General features: G+C 39.9%; 10 protein-coding genes. All 10 read left to right on the forward strand.

Translation table 11 applies throughout. The annotated features are described in order from the left end of the window. Positions 1-31: 31 nt before the first annotated feature. The 10 genes from WG989_RS14655 to WG989_RS14700 all read left to right on the forward strand — a co-directional run bounded on the left by WG989_RS14655 (position 32) and on the right by WG989_RS14700 (position 19,736). The gene (locus tag WG989_RS14655; RefSeq protein ID WP_340430441.1) at positions 32-1,429 is read left to right on the forward strand and encodes a sialate O-acetylesterase; all 1,398 of its coding nucleotides are present in this window, start codon (positions 32-34) and stop codon (positions 1,427-1,429) included. A gap of 157 nt (positions 1,430-1,586) precedes the next feature. Then, positions 1,587-3,236 (forward strand): right-handed parallel beta-helix repeat-containing protein, encoded by a 1,650-nt coding sequence (locus WG989_RS14660; protein ID WP_340430442.1) that lies wholly within the window; start codon positions 1,587-1,589, stop codon positions 3,234-3,236. Positions 3,237-3,252: 16 nt separating this feature from the next. Next, positions 3,253-4,692, forward strand: coding sequence for a sulfatase-like hydrolase/transferase (locus WG989_RS14665; RefSeq protein ID WP_340430443.1), 1,440 nt, complete (start codon positions 3,253-3,255; stop codon positions 4,690-4,692). 38 nt (positions 4,693-4,730) lie between these two features. After that, entirely contained in the window at positions 4,731-6,185 is a 1,455-nt protein-coding gene (locus WG989_RS14670; protein ID WP_340430445.1) for a sulfatase-like hydrolase/transferase, read from the forward strand. A 241-nt stretch (positions 6,186-6,426) separates the two neighbouring features. Further along, positions 6,427-10,524, forward strand: a complete 4,098-nt coding sequence (locus WG989_RS14675; protein WP_340430447.1) for a hybrid sensor histidine kinase/response regulator transcription factor — start codon at positions 6,427-6,429, stop codon at positions 10,522-10,524. A 179-nt stretch (positions 10,525-10,703) separates the two neighbouring features. Continuing rightward, a complete protein-coding gene (gene lacZ / locus WG989_RS14680) occupies positions 10,704-13,850 on the forward strand; it encodes a beta-galactosidase, LacZ type (protein WP_340430449.1) in 3,147 nt (1,048 codons plus the stop codon). Between the two features lie 5 nt (positions 13,851-13,855). Further along, positions 13,856-15,388: a sulfatase family protein gene (locus WG989_RS14685; RefSeq protein ID WP_340430451.1), complete on the forward strand. Its 1,533-nt coding sequence runs from the start codon at positions 13,856-13,858 to the stop codon at positions 15,386-15,388. A gap of 37 nt (positions 15,389-15,425) precedes the next feature. Beyond that, on the forward strand, positions 15,426-16,571 hold the full coding sequence (locus WG989_RS14690; protein ID WP_340430453.1) for a formylglycine-generating enzyme family protein: 1,146 nt from the start codon (positions 15,426-15,428) through the stop codon (positions 16,569-16,571). A gap of 84 nt (positions 16,572-16,655) precedes the next feature. After that, on the forward strand, positions 16,656-18,158 hold the full coding sequence (locus WG989_RS14695) for an alpha-L-fucosidase (protein ID WP_340430456.1): 1,503 nt from the start codon (positions 16,656-16,658) through the stop codon (positions 18,156-18,158). Between the two features lie 57 nt (positions 18,159-18,215). Further along, positions 18,216-19,736 carry a sulfatase gene (locus WG989_RS14700; RefSeq protein ID WP_340430457.1) on the forward strand — a complete coding sequence of 507 codons (1,521 nt, stop codon included), beginning with the start codon at positions 18,216-18,218 and terminating at the stop codon, positions 19,734-19,736. The last annotated feature ends 186 nt before the right edge of the window (positions 19,737-19,922 follow it).

Here is a 19,922-nt window from a genome sequence, read left to right on the forward strand (position 1 = left end):
TTCGTTGTTCAATCTTCATTAATCGAAACACATGCTAAAGTATTTCTTGTTATCGTTTGCATTTTTCATTGCGAATATGTCGTTTTCGCAAACCCGGGTTCCAGCCATGTTTAGTGATAATATGGTGCTGCAGCAACAGCAAATGGTTTCAGTTTGGGGAGTTGATAATCCCAATGCAAAAATTGCTGTAAGTGGCAGTTGGGGAAGAAATGCCACTGCTACTGCCGATGTAAAAGGGCATTGGAAACTAAAATTACAAACGCCTTCAGCAGGTGGACCTTACACAGTAGTTATTAAAGGAAGCAAAGAAGTAACATTGAAAAATGTATTGATTGGTGAAGTGTGGTTCTGTTCAGGACAATCAAATATGGAAATGCCGGTAAAAGGTTATTCCAACCAACCAATCATTGGCAGCAACGAAACAATACTCAACTCTGCTAATGACAATATTCGTTTTTTAAACACACCCCGTTCAACAAGTATAACTCCTTTGTATGATGTAAAAGGAGAGTGGAAATCAGCCGGTCCCGCAACCACCGGAAATTTCAGTGCCACCGCTTATTACTTCGCAAAAAAATTGCAGGCGGTATTGAATGTCCCCGTTGGTATTATTCAATCGGCATGGGGTGCCTCTACTATTGAGAGCTGGATGGATAAACAAACTTTATCAACGTTTGAAAACAAAGTCATACCAGATAAAGTTCCCGATAGTATCCCCAACAGAACTCCTACAATTATGTACAACTCCATGTTGCATCCATACATTGGTTATACCATTAAAGGCGTGCTTTGGTACCAGGGAGAATCAAACCGTGAAAATGCAAATGAATATCATGCGTTGTTTACTTCCATGATCAACTCGTGGAGAAAGCAATGGGAGCAGGGAGACTTTCCATTTTACTTTGTACAGATAGCTCCAATTGAACCGGGAAAAGTGAATGCTGCTTTTTTGCGTGAAGCACAGCTGCAAACAATGTTGTCAGTAAAAAATACAGGGATGGCCGTTACAATGGATATTGGTGAACGAACAGTAATACACCCTGCGCAAAAAGAACAAGTAGGAAACCGCTTGGCGTATTGGGCACTGGCAAAAGATTACAGTGTGAAAGGCATTGCTTTCAGCGGACCTGTGTATAAACAAGTGGACAAGACAGCTAACGGCAGGTTAATGTTAACGTTTGACTACTGTGATCAAGGGTTAACGAGTTTTGGTAAACCTCTTACTGATTTTGAAATAGCTGGTGAAGACAAAATATTTTATCCTGCACAGGCAATGATACGGAATGATAAAAACGGTGTACTCGTTGTTTGGAGCGATGCAGTTAAAAACCCTGTAAGTGTTCGCTACGCATTTAAAAATTGGACAGAAGGCAGTTTGTTTAATACGCAGGGTTTGCCTGCTTCCTCTTTCAGAACTGATAATTGGTGATGATTTTCCTCTTTGGACTGTTTATTTGAATAGAATACCCCCTTTTTTTGACGGTGTGATTTCGCCCTTTGTAGGCAGTTACGATTAGTTTTAGACAGTTAACGGTATAAGCATGTTCTTGCTGAAGTATATCGAATAAGGTTTAATTATCAATCCAATGAACGTCAAAAAAATAGTCTTCTTAGTAGCACTTGTTTGCTTTAGTTTTTCTTTAAAAGCAACCAATTATTATATCAACTCAGCAAATGGTAATGATTCGAATAAGGGAACCAGCTCAACGAACTCCTGGAAAACTATTTCGCCTGTAAAGTCAATTCAATTAAAACCCGGCGATTCCATTCTTTTTGCAACAGGACAAAAGTTCACCGGCATGTTATCACTCATCAATGTAAAAGGGAGTGCCCAACATCCTGTTGTTATCAGCAGTTACTCATTTAAAGGAAGTAAATCAAAACCTGTTTTAGATGCGGGTGAAGAATTGAATGCATTGTTGATTCAAAATTCTTCCTTCATACAGGTAAGCGGAATTGAATTTACTGGTATGTTACCTTATCAAAAAAGTACCACAGCTAACAAAGCTGAAATGCGTTGCGGTATTTTGGTTGAAGTAACGAAAGACGACGTATTTGAAAGCATAAAGTTGAACGATATTGTTGTGCATGATGTGTATTACAATCCAAAAGGCTTTACACGTTCAGCTGCTGAAATTAAAACAGCAAATGGTACGCAGAATTATGGTTGGGGAATCCGTGTTATCAATAATACAAAGGCCGGACGATTAACAAATTTGAAGATATTAAAGTGTGAAGTATTCAACGTGAGTCATACAGGAATAAAAGCGACAGGTTTTGTGAACAGCATTCAACAGTTGGAAATTGCTGAATGTAAGCTGTATCAAACCGGCGGACCTGGCATGCAGTTTTCGGGAGTAACGGATGGACATATTCATCATAACAAAATTGATCATTCAGGTTCAACGGCCGATAGCAGAAACTGGGGTCGTGGCAGTGGTTTGTGGACATGGAGTTGCAGTAACATTGTAATTGAACACAATCGCTTTGAAAATGCAAACGGCCCCGGCGATTCTGCAGGTGTACATATTGATTACAATTGTAATGATGTAATAATACAATATAATGTAAGTGCAAACAATGCCGGCGGTTTCTGCGAAATTTTAGGTAACAACTACAATTGTGCATACCGCTATAACATCAGCATTAATGATGGCTATCGGGTAAAAGGTGTGAATGGAGCTTTTCAGGAAGGAAAGATTTTCTGGCTAAGCGGTTACCAAGGGGATCAAAAGAAAAATGCAGGTCCCTATAACAGCTATTTCTACAACAATACTATTTATGTTGCTGCCAATATTATTCCGAAGATAGCAGTGAGCAGCAGTGCGGATGGAGTGTTGATTGCCAATAACATTTTTTATTTCGAAACGGCTGCTCAAACGGTGGCAGGTGATCAGAAGAAAAAAGAAGTAGATGTTGATGGAGTGCCGAATGTGGTGTTTACCAATAATCTTTTTTTACGTGCCGATAACTGGCCAACTGATTTTGCTTTCAAAGATGCTACGCCGATGTATGGCGATCCGTTGTTTAAAAACAAAGGAAGCGTACAGTTGAAAGATTATGTGCCTGCAAATACAAAATTGATATTGAACAAAGGGATCTCTGTTCAACACATTCCAAACGACAGTATCGGTATTCGTGTTGGCTTGAAAGTGCAGCATGATATTTTAGGAAATCCAATTCAGGGAAAACCGGACATGGGTGCCATTGAATTGAGTGATAAGAAAAAGAAATAATTTAAAATAACAATCGGTGAACAGAAAAAGAATTCAAACTGGTGTAATTGGATTAGCTGCAATCTTGCTGATCGCAACAGCATGGGCTTTTACACGAAAATCAACGCAGCAGATAGTTGTCAATCAAGACAAACCGAACATCATTATCATTCTTACCGATGACCAGGGTTATGCTGATGTTGGTTTTAATGGATGTAAAGATATTCCTACACCAAATATCGATCGCATTGCAAAAAGCGGCGTTGTGTTTACCAATGGTTATGTAAGTTATGCGGTTTGTGCTCCGAGCCGTGCGGGTCTTATCACCGGTCGATATCAAGATCGTTTTGGTTACAGTCGTAATCCGCTGTATCGTCCATTCGACGCAAGCATTGGTCTTCCGCTTACTGAACAAACATTACCCGAGCTGTTAATGCAAAACGGTTACAATACAATGGGCATAGGTAAATGGCATTTGGGTGTGCATGAAAAATTCCGTCCATGGAACAGAGGCTTCAATGAATTTTTTGGATTCCTTGGTGGTGGACATCGCTATCTGCCGGAAGAATATACGATCGTAAATCAGGATAGTGCAAAAAACGAAGGCGAGAGTTATCGTACCAAACTTATACGCAATAATAAATTAGTTGAGGAAAGTGACTATTTAACTGATGCACTGTCAAGAGAAGCTGTTTCATTTATTGAAAGAAATAAGCAACAACCATTCTTCCTCTACCTCGCATACAATGCGCCGCATGCGCCGTTACAGGCTACGCCAAAATATTTGAGTCGTTTCGATCATATCAAAAATCCCAAACGCAAAACCTACGCAGCAATGGTGAGTGCTGTTGATGATGGGGTAGGTACGGTGTTGGATAAACTGCAGCAATTAAATCTTACAGAAAATACCATTGTTATTTTCCTATCGGATAACGGTGGACCTGAAACTGATAATGGCAGTGACAACGGTCCGTTGCGTGCCGGCAAAGGATCACTTTTTGAAGGAGGAATCAGAGTGCCGTTTGCCATGCAGTGGCCAAGCCAGATCAAAGCAAATACCAAATACGAGCAACCGGTTATTTCATTAGACATTTTTGCAACCATTGCTGCTAACATCGGTAAAGCAGCTGCGCCAAAAAATGAGCTGGATGGTGTAAACATCCTGCCTTATCTCAAAGGAGCAAAACAAGGATCACCACATGAGTATTTGTTTTGGCGACAATTTGATCAGAAGAATTATGCAGTACTTCATCAATCGGGTTTTAAAGAAGTGATTCTGAGAGATTCGAGTTTAACTCTTTACAATTTGAAAGAAGACATTGAAGAAAAGACCAAGGTGGATGATGCAAAAATGATGAGCACATTCGAACAGCAACGCAAAAAATGGGAAGCGAATACTGTTGCACCACTTTTCTATGGCTTGAACCAGGAAGAACAGTACGAACGTGAAAAGAAAGCACAACAGAAAAAACAGTAAGCTTTCAGAAAATAGTTAACAGCACATTGAAATTAGGAATGAAATGTATTCAATCAATAGATAAAAAGAGGCGCAGCATTATTGCAGCTGGCTCATTGCTGGCTTTCACCTTGATCGTTTTTTTTATCATCAGCTGCGGGTTTAAAGAAGATACACCGAATGCAAAACCTAACATCATTGTCATTTTGATTGACGATGCAGGTTATGCTGATTTTGGTTTCATGGGTTCAAAAGATCTGCAAACGCCCAATCTTGATAAACTGGCAGCACAGTCGATCCGTTTTACCGATGCACATGTTACAGCATCTGTTTGCAGTCCTTCAAGAGCAGGATTGTTAACGGGTAAATATCAGCAGCGCTTTGGTTACGAGTGTAATGAAGGCGAAGGATATACAGGTATGGATACTGCGCAGACAATCATCCCGAAACTATTACAACAACAGGGTTACAGAACTGCAGCGTTTGGCAAATGGCATCTTGGTTTTGAAGCAAGTCAACATCCGTTGCAAAAAGGCTTTCAATACTACTATGGTTTTTTAGCTGGTGGCAGAAGTTATTTTTACAAACCCGAGAAAGACGATCGGAAAGGTTCAAGAAATGTCCTGCTGGAAAATCATCAGCAAATAAAATTTGATGGCTATCTTACTGATGTGCTTGGCGACAAAGCGGTGGACTATATCCGAAAAAGCAATGATCACCCGTTTTTCATGTATTGGGCGCCCAATGCGGTGCACACGCCAATGGAAGCAAGCGAAGCTGATATGAAAAAGTTTGCCGGGCATCCACGACAAAAGCTGGCGGCAATGACTTTTTCGCTCGACAGAGCAATTGGTAAAATGATTGATGAATTAAAGCAGCAGGGATTATTTGAAAACACACTTATTTTCTTTTTAAGCGATAACGGCGGGGCGCACAATAATCAATCCAGCAATTTGCCTTTGAAGGGTTTTAAAGGAAACAAGTATGAAGCCGGTCACCGGATTCCGTTTTTAGTGAGTTGGCCAAAGAAATTTAAAGGCGGAACAGATTTCAACGGACTCACTTCATCATTGGATATTTTTCCAACTGCTCTTGAAGCAGCCGGTGTTCAAATGAATGCTTCGTTGGGTTTAGATGGTGTAAGCCTCTTGCCTTTTTTAACAGTTGAAAAAAACAAAAGTCCGCATGAGCAATTGGTTTGGCGGAAAGATGCAGAAGCAGCTATTCGTTTGAATCAATACAAACTGATACGTGTAAATGGTCTGGGCGAGCGTTTGTATGATCTGAATCAAGACCCTGGCGAAACAAACGATCTGCAGTTACAACAGCCGCAGCTATTCTCATCCATGAAGCAACAACTGCTTACATGGGAAAAAGATAAAATGAAACCTGTCTGGACAGAAGGCGCAGTTTGGGACACCATCACATGGATGATCCATGATGATTTAATGAATAACAGAAAGGTGAGAGTCCACAATCCGGAGGAATTGGACAAACTCCGTTTAAGAAAATAGACATTTGTAACCTGATAAATAGCACAATCGTATGATTACAAAACCCAAAAGTGAGAATATTGAAAAAAACAATCAACGGATAAACATAAAGCTGGCAGTAATTTATTTTTTATTGGTGCTTCTGTTTATCTCATTGTTAGTATTTTTATAGTTATTCTGTAGCAAGCTTTTAAAATACCTTCAACTAACGTGGAATTCATCTAAATTGTAAGTTCGAGTTAACGATTAATTTAGAAATGCTTTGCCTTCCTCTGTAAAAAAATATGCTTGCCTGCTCTTGTTGGTTTGGGTAACTGTTGCCGGTTATACCCAGCAAGCCAGTTCCTTTATCAGTATTTCCGATCAGTTGGTGAATAATGAAGTTACTTCCATCATCCAGGATAAAAATGGTTTTATCTGGTTTGGTACAAGGGGTGGGTTGCAACGCTTTGATGGTTATGAAATGAAATTGTTGAAGAATGATTTTGGCAAGGGCAGTAACCTGTTAAGTCAGTCGATTGAAGTGTTGCAAAACGGGAAGCAGAGTAATATCTGGATCGGTACAAAGTCGGGCGGATTGAGCGGTTATGATCTGAAGACCGGCAAAATAACCAACTACCCTAACAATAATCCCAACACCACAGGTTTTAATGCCGACTATATTCTTTCCATATTAGATACAGACAGTGAAAAGTTATTCATCGGTACATGGAAAGGGTTTCAATACCTCAACAAAAAAACCGGTGAATTTAAAATCCTTAACAGCATTTGGAAAACGTTTGATATACAACCCGACGGTAATGGCGGTTACTGGGTGGCTACAAATAGTGGGTTAAAGCATCTCAATCAAAACCTGGTTAACGATATTTCGTACAACTTTGCTGTAAACAATATCAACATCACTTCTATTGTAAATGATAAGTCGAATAACTGTTTGTGGCTGGGTACATGGAACGAAGGTTTGCTTCAATTTGATCTCTCCACAAAAGCGTTTAAAAATTACCGTCATCAAAAAAATAATCCGGCTTCTTTAAGTTCAAATAACACGTATCGTATTTTACTCGATTCGAAAGGCAATTTATGGGTTGGAACATGGGGTGGTGGATTAAGCCGCTTCGATCGCAAAACAGAAACGTTTGAAAAAATACATTTAAATATTCCTGGCCTATTTACAAACGATAATCAAATCATCTTAACCATACAGGAAGATCCTTCAGGGTTGTTGTGGGTGGGTACTGACGGTACGGGTGTTTTTAAATTTGATCTCAATCAGAAAAAGTTTTCAAATATTGGCTATGAAAATTTAAGAAGCCCGCTGTTGGGAAGTACGCATGTGCTCTCAGTGTATGTAGATCCGTTTAATAAACTTTGGCTGGGAACAAAAGGCGGCGGTATACAATATTCAGGCAATTGGAAAGCATTTACCGGGCTCAACATTGAAGAACCGGAGATAAGCACCGCTCAGGAATTGCCTTATGAAAGTCGTTCATTTATGCAGGAAGGCGATTATTTATGGGTTGCTACAAACAAAGGTCTGATTCGTATTCTCAATAAAGCTGGCAAGCCAGGGGCTTATGAAATTTTTGAACCCCGATTGAAAGATTCCACGTCCATTGGAGGTAAAAAAATAAATATGCTTGTGAAAGATTCTTTCGGCAGAATCTGGATCGGTACACAGGAAAGTGGACTCAGTTATATTGCAGGATATGATAAAAAGAATCAACCAATTTTTAAAAACTATCTACCGGCTTATAGTGTAAAAGGTGCATTACAAAATGAACGGGTGAGTTGTTTATTGGTTGATTCGAAAAAACGATTGTGGATCGGAACGTACAAAGGTCTGCATCTGTATCAACCATCAACAGATCAGTTTGATGTGTTTGTTCAAACCGATGAATACAAAAACTCTCTCAGCAACAATACAATTCTTTGTTTGGCCGAAGACAAATTTGGAAACATCTGGGCTGGTACACAGTATGGGTTGAATAAAATTTCCGGCTTCGATGGCAACAAATTAAATGTAGCCAGTTATACAACCAAGGAAGGTCTTCCAAGCGATTATATTCATGCGGTTGTTCCCGATGCGAAAGGAAATATCTGGGCGAGTACGAATAAGGGCATCATACGATATAATCAAACAAATAATTCATTTGCTGTTTTTGATAAGCGTGATGGTGTGCAGTCAATTGTTTTTTCTGAAAATGCTTCGTGTAAAGATGAAGCTGGTCGCTTTTTCTTTGGTGGGCTGGAAGGACTGACTTATTTCTTTCCTGATAGTATTCAAATCAATCAGTTTTATCCGCCGATCTACTTTACCAATTTAACCGTCAACAATACGCCTTACGAATTTGGTACAGGAACAACAGACAGTTCTATTCTTCGCAAACCATTTTATGAAACGGAAAGTATAACGCTCAACCACAAAGAAAATATCTTCTCCATTGAATTTGCTGCACTCGATTATCATGCGCCCGATAAGAATGAGTACATGTATAAGCTGGAAGGGTTTAATGAAGAGTGGGTATATGCAGGCAATAATCGGTTGGTGTCATTTACCAACCTAAAGCCCGGTACTTATCAGTTGCAAGTGAAAGCAACAAACAGTGATAAAACATGGAATCCGATTGCACATCAATTAACCATAAAAATATTGCCGCCACCATGGAAAACATGGTGGGCCTACAGCATTTATATTGCTGTGTTCATTTTTCTTCTTTGGCTAACACGACACCTGGGGTTGCGACAGGTTGCATTAAAAAATCAATTAACGCTGAGTAAATTTGAACGGCAACAGGAAAATAAACTGGCCGATTTTAAAGAGCGGTTGTTCACAAATATTTCGCATGAATTCCGTACGCCGCTCACGTTGATCCTTGGGCCGCTGGATGATCTGCTGCAACGGAAGAAATTTGAAGTGCCTGTTGAAAAAAGCCTTCGCCTTATTCAAAAACAATCGAAGCGAATGTTGCGGATGGTGAACCAGTTGTTAGATTTTCAGAAGGCAGAGGCAGGAAGTCTAAAACTATCGTTACAGCCGGGTGAGATCGTTTCGTTTTGCCATGATATTTATATTCTTTTTAATGATGAAGCAAGCAGACGAAACATTGATTACAAATTTTACTCACAGGAAAAATATCTTTCGTTTACGTTCGATCATAATAAACTTGAGATCATTGTTTTTAATATTTTATCGAATGCATTTAAATTCACACCTAGTGGTGGTCGCATTGAGTTCAACGTAAAGAAAAACGCAGATCAGTCTTGTGAAATAAGTATTCGGGATACGGGGAGAGGGATACCTTTGAATGAAATTGACCGGATATTCGATCGGTTTTATAGAGGAAGGGCAGAAGATGCCACCACCATCTCCGGAACCGGGATCGGACTTTCGTTTGTAAAAGAATTAACGGAACTGCACGGAGGAACAATTGTTGCTGAAAGTGATGGTGAGCATGGCAGTTTGTTTACTGTTCAATTACCTTCGTCAACCGCTACTGAATCGTTACTGAACATGTCTGCAGAGCCTTTGAATTATACCAATCAAAACATTGAAACAAATTTAAACTCAGATACTATGCCTGAAGAAAATGATCAGATGAGTCTGGAACAGGAGCTGCCGATTATTCTGGTGGTGGAAGATGAATCTGATATGCTGCAGTATGTTTATGAAATATTATCTCCTTCGTTTAAAGTAGTAACTGCAACAAACGGAAGAGAGGGTATTGAAAAAGCATTTGAAACCATTCCTGATTTGATTGTAAGTGATGTAATGATGCCTGAAGTGGATGGTATTGAATTGTGCCGGAAATTAAAATCGGATAAAGACACATCGCATATTCCGATTATTCTGTTAACCGCATTGTCGGATATGGCGCATCATGTGCAGGGCATTCGTGAGGGGGCTGATGTGTATTTGCCCAAGCCGTTCAACTCGCAACTGTTGCTGGTACATATTCACAACCTGATCAACTCCAGGAATACGCTGAAGGAATTTTATGCAAAACGTATTTTTCTCGGCACGGGAAATTTTGAAATCAAAACATTTGAAGAAGAATTTTTGGTAAAGCTGATGAAGCTGGTGGAAGAAAATATTTCAAACAGCAATTTCAATAACGATGATCTGGCGAATTTAATGTTCATGAGCCGGTCAACGTTTTACCGGAAGCTAAAGGCAGTAACAGGTATGTCGGGCAATGAATTTATACGAACAGCCCGTTTAAATTATGCGGCGAAGCTGCTTGAAAGCGGCAAGTATTCTGTAACAGAAGCTGCATATGAAGCAGGGTTCAACGACATTAAATATTTCAGGAAACGTTTTCAGGAACAATTTTCAGTTTCTCCTTCCGAGTATAAGAAATAGCGGAGCGCTAAAACTGAATACTGAGCATCAAGTGTATTGCTACGTTTGTCCCCCCTTTTTGAGAGGAACAGGTAATCCGGTTATAATAATTTAGCTGCAATTGCCATCATGCCATTCTTGCTGAACCGCATACGCATTAGTTTGCACTAACAGTAAAGTAAGATTCAAAAAACGTAGTAATGAAAGTTTGCCTGAATAATATTTACTTCCAATTTATTTGTCTATCGTTTTTCTGTTTTGTACAATTTTCTTTTTGTCATGCACAAAGCACATCTCACGACTGGGAAAATCCCCGACTTATTGATGCGAACAAGGAGGCACCGCATGCTCCATTTATTCTTTTCGACCGCAAGGAAGACGTGCTTTCAGATGATATGAAGAGTTCTCCGTTTTACCGCTCATTAAACGGCACATGGAAATTTTCTTATACAGATAACTTCAGGAATCGTCCGCTTGATTTTTTCAAAACAAATTTTAATGATGCAGGCTGGAATAACCTGGCTGTGCCTTCCAATTGGGAGTTGCAGGGTTTTGGAATTCCGATTTATACGAACATCATTTATCCCTTCCCCAAAAATCCACCGTTTGTTGGAAATGATAATCCTGTTGGCTCTTATCGAAAAGAATTTACAGTGCCGGATAACTGGAACGATAAAGATGTGTTGCTGCATTTTGGTTCTATCACCGGTTGTGCAGTGGTCTATGTGAACGGACAACAGGTTGGAATTACCAAAGCATCGAAAACAGCTGCTGAATTTAACATCACCAAGTATTTACAGAAGGGAAAAAATTTATTGGCCGTACAGGTTTTTCGTTGGCACGATGGAAGCTACCTGGAAGATCAGGATTTTTGGCGTTTGAGCGGAATTGAACGGGATGTGTTTATGTATGCACAGTCATCGCTCAGCATTTGGGATTATTTTCTGAAAGCTGATTTGGATGCAACGTATAAGAACGGTTTGTTCAATGCTGATATCGTGTTACGGAAGTTTCAAACGAATGCGATAAAGAATGCAGTGCTTTCTGTTCAGTTGCAGGATCAAAATGGAACGGTTGTTTACAACCAGAAGAAAAAAATAAAAGATGTAGCCGATAGTTTGCAGCAAATTTCATTTCAAGGGAAAATTTCACAACCGAAACAATGGAGTGCAGAAATGCCCAGCTTGTATCATTGCATCATCACTCTACAGGATGCTTCAGGTAACATCATTCATACGACCGCAGCAAAAGTTGGTTTCAGAAAAGTAGAAATTAAAAATGCACAGTTGCTGGTAAATGGAAAAAAGATCATGGTGCATGGTGTTAACCGTCATGAACATGATGAATATCTTGGTCATGTGCCCACGAGGGAATTAATGATCAAGGATATTCAGTTGATGAAGCAATACAATATTAACGCTGTACGAACAGCGCATTATCCTAACGATCCGTTATGGCTGAAATTGTGCGATGAATATGGTTTGTATGTGGTGGATGAAGCGAATGTTGAAATACATGGCATGGGTGTTTTGCCGGGAAAAATTGATACAACAAATCACCCGGCGTATCAGCCGGAGTGGGCGCCTGCCATCATGGATCGTATAAAACGAATGGTGGAGCGGGATAAAAATCATGCATCAGTTATTATCTGGAGCATGGGTAATGAGTGTGGCAATGGAAATGTTTTTCGTGATGCATATCAATGGATGAAACAGCGTGACAAAAGCAGGCCTGTGTTGTTTGAACAGGCAATGGAGGAATGGAACACAGACATTGTGAGCCCGATGTATCCCAGTATCAAATACATGAAAGATTATGCAAAGGATGCAGGCAAAAAGCGTCCCTTCATTATGTGTGAGTATGCACATGCCATGGGCAATAGCAGCGGAAATTTCCAGGAGTATTTTGATATCATCAAATCAAGTGCACATATGCAGGGCGGATTTATCTGGGATTGGGTGGATCAGGGCATTAAAACCAAAGACGAAAACGGTAAACCCTATTGGGGATATGGTGGCGACTTTGGTGCAGGCCATTTGCAGAACGATGAAAATTTTTGTGCCAATGGATTAGTGGCTGCTGATCGTTCACCGCATCCCGGTATTTATGAAGTAAAGAAAGTGTACCAGGATATTATCTTCAAAGACAAGAATTGGCAGAGCGGCGTGATTGTGGTTGAAAATAATTTCAATTTCACAAACTTGTCGGGTTATCAATTCAAATGGGAATTATTAAAGAACGGAGTACCGGTTCAATCAGATACTTTTTCGCTGAACTTATTGCCATCATCAACTGCTGAAGTAAAACTAAATATTAATGCAACAGATAACAATGATGAACTGATGTTGAATGTATTTGCCGTAACAAGAACCGCAACGGCATCAATACCTGCGAGGCATGAAGTAGCTCGTGAGCAATTTGGCGGAAACAGTAAACAGTTTTTCACACAAAGCAAAACAATACAAGGCAAACTTGAAGTGAATAAAGTTGAGAATGTAATCAACTTTAAATCGGGTGCAGTGAGCGGCAGTTTCAACAGCAAAACAGGAAAGTTTGTTTCTTATCAGATTGGTGATGTGTCGTTGATCACTTCTTTTCCTGAACCCTATTTCTGGCGTGCACCAACGGATAATGATTTTGGTAACCAGATGCCGCAACGTTTGGGGTTTTGGCGAAATGCACATAATCTCATTCAACTCGATACTGTAAAAGTGCAGGAGCAAAATAAAGAAGGATTGGTGATTGATTGCTACTATCGAATGACCGGCCTTGATATTCCATACATCATCAGCTATCAATTATTGAACAATGGTGCAGTTAAAATAACTGCCGCTATTGATCTTCAGAATAAAAAATTACCGGAGATGCCTCGTTTTGGTATGCGGTTAACATTACTCAAATCGTATGAGCAAATTGATTTCTATGGAAGAGGTCCATGGGAAAACTACAGCGATCGCAACACCGCTGCGTTTGTTGGGTTGTATCAACAAAAAGCTGCCGATCAGTTTGTAAAAAATTATATCCGGCCACAGGAGAATGGATACAAAACAGATATCCGCTGGGTGCAGTTTTATGATGAACAGATGAATGGTATCAAAATAACCGGTGTACAACCCATCTCTTTCAGTGCCTTGCCATATACAACAGAAGATCTTGATCCCGGTATAACAAAAAAACAACGTCATCCATCTGATTTGAATGAACGAAAATTCATGTCGGTGCATATTGATTTAAATCAACGTGGAGTAGGAGGCGATAACAGCTGGGGAGCTTATCCGCATGCATCTTATTTATTAACGAATAATAAGTATACTTACAGTTATATAATTGAACCTGTTTCAAAATAAATTATATGAAGACAACAATCATGAATCGATTCCTGCTTGCGACGCTGTTACTTTCGTTTGCAGTAACAACGAACAGTCAAACTGGTAAAAATAAAAAACCAAATATTATTTTGATCTATACCGATGATCTCGGTTATGGTGATGTAAGTAGTTACGGTACATCGGCTATTCAAACGCCCAATATTGATCGCCTGGCAAAGAATGGTGTGCGTTTTACCAATGCACATGCGACATCTGCCACATGTACGCCATCCCGTTTTTCGTTGCTTACAGGAAAGTATGCATGGCGCAAAGAAGGAACAGGTATTGCTCCCGGTGATGCAACATTGCTGATTCCTGTTACAACAACAACATTGCCAGGCATGCTGCAAAAAGCAGGATACAATACGGCGGTGATTGGTAAATGGCATCTTGGTTTGGGTGATGCAAAAGGTATTAATTGGAATGAAAAAATCAAACCCGGCCCTGCAGAGATTGGATTTAATTATTCGTTCTTAATTCCTGCAACGGGTGATCGTGTTCCTTGCGTATTTGTAGAAAATCAGCAAGTGGTGAATCTTGATAAGAATGATCCGATAACCGTAAGTTATACGGGCCCTGTTGATCCGAACGCACCAACCGGAAAAAAGAATCCGGAGTTGTTGAAAATGCATCCATCACACGGGCATGACATGACGATTGTAAACGGCATCAGCCGTATTGGTTATATGAAAGGCGGCAATGCTGCACTTTGGAAAGATGAAGACTTTGCCAACATACTTGTGCAAAAGGCGACAGCTTATATCACACAACAAAAAGCAAATCCGTTCTTTTTATATTTTTCAACACACGATATTCATGTGCCACGTGTTGCACATGAGCGTTTTGCAGGAAAGAGTGGCTTTGGCCCGAGAGGGGATGTGTTATTACAATTAGACTGGACAGTTGGACAAATTGAAGAAGTATTGAAGAAGAATGGTTTGTTGGAAAATACATTGATCATTTTCACCAGCGATAACGGGCAGGTAATTGATGATGGTTACAAAGATGATGCCGTTGAAAAATTAGGTAATCATAAACCAAACGGTATTTATCGTGGTGGCAAATACAGTGCGTTTGAAGCAGGTACAAGAGTTCCGTTTATTGTGAGCTGGAAAGGAAAAGTAAAAGCAGGTAAAGTAAACGATGCATTATTCAGCCAGGTTGATTTGTATGCAAGCTTAGCAGCTTTGGCCGGCGTTAAAGTGGAAGCAGGACAGGCACCCGACAGTAAAAACTATTTGCAAGTATTGCTCAATCAAAGTAACAAGCCACGTGAATTTTTAATTGAGCAATCCATTAACTCTACGCTTTCGTTGTTAGTTGGTAACTGGAAATACATTGAGCCGTCAAAAGGCCCGAAGATCAATAAGGATACAAATACGGAATTGGGCAACGATCCAAAGCCGCAATTATATAACTTAGCAACTGATCCGGGTGAAACAAAAAATCTGGCGGAAGTTTACCCTGAGCGTGTAGCTGAAATGAAGCTTAAGTTAGATAACATCAAACAAAAATAAACTTGTATTGAAACAACCCATGCTGAATAACGATTGCTTGAAAACTGTAAAAGGAAAAAGGAAAACGCAATGGCTTGCTGTTTTCTTTGCGGTAATTTTTATCAACTACGGTTGTAGAAACAACGAAAATAAAGAACAGGTTCAGCAACAAAAAGATTCGGCTATCTCCTGCATGCAACTTCCGTCGAGGTTTGGTGCCGGTGCAGACAGTTCTTCCGTAGCTTTCGGTGGTGATACTTCGTTAACAGGAATGGTGTTTATTCCCGGCGGCACATTTGAAATGGGAGGCGATAATGAACAGGCATCAGAAGATGAATATCCCAAACACAAAGTAACAGTTAATCCATTTTACATGGATGTTACAGAAGTGACCAATGCACAGTTTCAAAAATTTGTTGATGCCACAGGTTATATTACTACTGCAGAACGCAAACCCGATTGGGAAGAATTAAAAAAAACAGTACCACCCGGTACAGAAAAACCAGCCGATAGTTTATTGGTAGCAGCATCGTTGGTATTTAAACCAAGCAATGGCCCTGTTGATTTGAATAATTATTCGCAATGGTGGAGTTGGGTGGCAGGTGCCGATTGGAAACATCCCGAAGGGCCGAACAGCAGTATCACAGGAAAAGAAAATTTTCCTGTGGTACATGTTAGCTGGGACGATGCAATGGCTTATTGTAAATGGGCCGGCAAACGTTTGCCAACAGAAGCAGAGTGGGAGTTTGCTGCAAGAGGTGGGTTGAACAACAATATTTATCCATGGGGCAATGAACATGTAAATGTTGGTGCGCCGAAAGCAAACAGCTGGGAAGGAAAGTTCCCTTACTTAAATGAACAACGTGATGCATTTTTAAAATACGCTCCTGTAAAAACATACAACTGCAACCGGTATGGTTTGTTTGATATGGCCGGCAATGTATGGGAGTGGTGCAGCGATTGGTACGATCATAATTATTACCAAACAATAGCAAAAAACACAACTGTTAATCCAACCGGTCCGCAAAAAAGTTTTGATCCGCAGGATCCTTATACACCCAAACGGGTGTTGCGTGGCGGAAGTTTTCTTTGCAACGACAGTTATTGCAGTGGTTATCGTGTTGCAAGAAGAATGAAAAGCAGTCCCGACACAGGACTTGAACATACTGGTTTCAGATGTGTGAAGGATGTAACGGCTAAATAACAGATACAGTAATTTCTTTTTTATATCTCCGGCAGAAGTAAACGCATTTCTATTTATCCTAAACGGGTACTCAAAAATTGTTTGATGAATTTCAACATAAAATTTCAACGTGTATTTATTCTTCTGTTGCTGACATTCGTCTGCATTCATTCGTCTGCACAAGTATTACAACCGGCCACCACGCCAAACGCTGCACAAAAAGAATTGATCAAGCGTGGTTATGGTATGTTCATTCATTTTGGCGTTAATACATTTACCGATCTGGAATGGTCGGATGGTACTACACCTGCGAGTGCATACAATCCAACCAATCTCGATCCTGATCAATGGGTGCGTACTGCAAAAGAAGCAGGCTTTCGTTATGTGTTGCTGATTACAAAACACCACGATGGTTTTTGTTTGTGGGACAGCAAGTACACCGATTATGATGTGGCTTCCTCACCGGTTAAAACAGATGTGGTAAAAGCTGTTGCAGATGCCTGCAAAAAATACGGATTACAGTTTGCTATTTATTATTCTCTTTGGGACAGGCACGAACCTTCGTTTAATGATAAAAATCCGCAAGCATACATCGACTTTATGCTCAATCAATTAAAGGAATTGTTCACCAACTACGGTTCTATTTGTGAATTGTGGCTCGACGGTGGTTGGAAAAGAAGTCCAACCGATTGGGGCATTGATCAGGTGTATAAACTGGTGAAACAGTATAACCCCAAATGTGCTGTAAGTGTTAATCATACAATCGTAAATGAAGAAGGCAAACGAAAATTCACCTTGCCTTCGCTAATGACAGAAGACAATAAATATTTCTTTCATTACTTCCCAAGCGATTTCCGACTGTGGGATCCGAAGATCATCACCAAATTTGATAAGAAGCAATACCTGCACGAAGGGAAATCGTATTACCTGCCGTATGAACATACGATTTGTCTCAGCAGTCGCTGGAACTGGTTTCAAAAATCAGCACAACTTCCGGTAAGAGAGCTGGATGAACTGCAGGAATTATTTTATTGGTGTACCGATAATGATAACTCACTGGTGATAAATGTGCCGCCGGATAAAACCGGACGAATAAGAGAGTATGAAGCGTTAACAGTAATTGAATTAGGAAAACGATTGGGCTTAGCTGCTAATAAGCCATTACCCAAAAACGGAACATTCATTTCACTGTTAAAACCTACAGCTGCATCAAGTGTGTTTGCTGACAAAGACATTACCTACAGTGCGTCATTCGTCAACGACGGAAGTCTTGACAGCCGATGGCTTGCAGCAGATACATTAGCTGAAGTAACGATCGATCTCAATCCTGCTGAAGCATTTAATAAGATCAGCATTTTTGAATACAAAGACACAAAGAATTTGCCTGACGGCTTTTCGCAAATAAGAACCGGAAGAATTCAGGAGTATAGCATTGATATCTTACAGAATGAGCAATGGCAAACGATTTACTTAGGCACTGAGCCGATGGGTGATAGCAAAGTGATCAGGTTGCCACGAAATTATCAAACAACGAAGTTGCGGTTGAAGATACGAAAGGCAACAGCGCCGCCTTCTTTGTATGAGTTATCGGTGATAAAGCTGTTGTAAATGTTATAAACAGAGTTCTTGAAAATCTAAAACACAAACGATCAAACAGAAGAAGTTATGTATAGAAATTTTATTGTCCTGCTCCCGCTTCTTTTTGTTCAATATACTACAGAAGCCCAAAGCAAAAGCAAGCAGCCGAATGTGATCGTTATTCTTGCTGATGATCTTGGGTGGGCCGATCTTGGTTCGTACGGAAGTACATTTTACGAAACGCCCAATCTTGATAAACTTGCATCAAACGGAATTCGTTTTACACAGAATTACGCTACTTGTCCGGTATGCAGTCCTACACGTGCAAGCATGATGACAGGAAAGTATGCAGTGAAAACGGGTGTTACAGATTGGATAAAAGGACGGCAGGAAGATGGGAAAGCAATGCCGTATGAAAAATTAATAGCACAACCAACCGCATATCAATTGGCATTGGAAGAAAAAACAATTGCTGAGTATGCGTTGGAAAATAATTACAAAACTTTTTTCGCAGGTAAATGGCATTTAGGTGAAGAAGAAAAGTATTGGCCGCAATACCAGGGATTTCAAACCAATTTAGGAGGATGGAGTAAAGGTTCACCTACCGGACGAGTTAATGATACAACCGGTGGCTTTTTTACACCGTATAAAAATCCAACCTTACCAGATGGTCCAACTGGTGAATATTTAACCGACAGGTTGACCAATGAATGTTTGTCGTTTATAGAGCGTAATCAGCAAACTCCTTTCTTTCTAATGTATTCGTTATACGCTGTGCATAATCCATTGCAGGCACCAGCTGCATTAATTAAAAAATATCAGGAAAAACAAAAGGTGCTTGGCATTCAAAACAAAGATCGGTTTGCAAAAGACGAAGACTGGATGAAATATGAAAACGGATGGAGAAGAAGATTGGTGCAGGATAATCCGGTGTATGCAGCTATGATTGAAAATATGGATTGGAATATCGGTCGAATGTTAAATATGCTGAAGCAATTCAATCTTGATGACAACACATTGGTGATCTTTACGTCTGATAATGGCGGGTTAAGTACTGCCGAAGGAAGCCCGACCACAAATGGTCCGTTACGTGCAGGCAAAGGTTGGTTATACGAAGGTGGCATCCGTGTACCATTGATCATGTATTGGAAGGGAAAAATTATTGCAGGAACAACTTCTGATCTGCCGGTAACTACAGCCGATCTGTTTCCAACAATTGCCAAAGCAATCAATGTAAATTATCGCAAAGAAAAAAATATTGATGGTGATAATATTTTGCAGTTGTTGAATAAACCACAAGCTTATCAAAACAGGAAACTTTATTGGCATTATCCGCATTACAGCAATCAGGGTGGTAAACCAGGATCAGCAATACGTTCAGGAAATTATAAACTCATTTATAATTATGAAGATGAAAGTGTGGAGTTGTATGATGTGGTGAATGATATTGCTGAAAAAAATAATATCGCATCTGTCAATAAGAAAAAAACAAATCAACTCAGGAAGAAGTTGCAAAAGTGGCTCAAGCAAAATAAAGCACTCATGCCATACAAGAACACCGCATATAATCCATCAGCAGTTGCGGGTGCAAAGAAGGTGCATGAATAATTGGTTCATTTCCTCATAGTGTATTTGATTCTTATATCAAATTATTCTAAACAAAATCCGTTGTTGTTTGTTTAATAGTTTCAGTATAATCGGCAATAAAATGTAAAACATTTCAGTGCTGCAAAACTTGCTTGTTTTTTACACTCGTCACGTACAACCCAATGAACTGAATACACCGCATTTTTG

It is taken from the genome of Lacibacter sp. H407 (assembly GCF_037892605.1).
GTDB lineage: Bacteria > Bacteroidota > Bacteroidia > Chitinophagales > Chitinophagaceae > Lacibacter.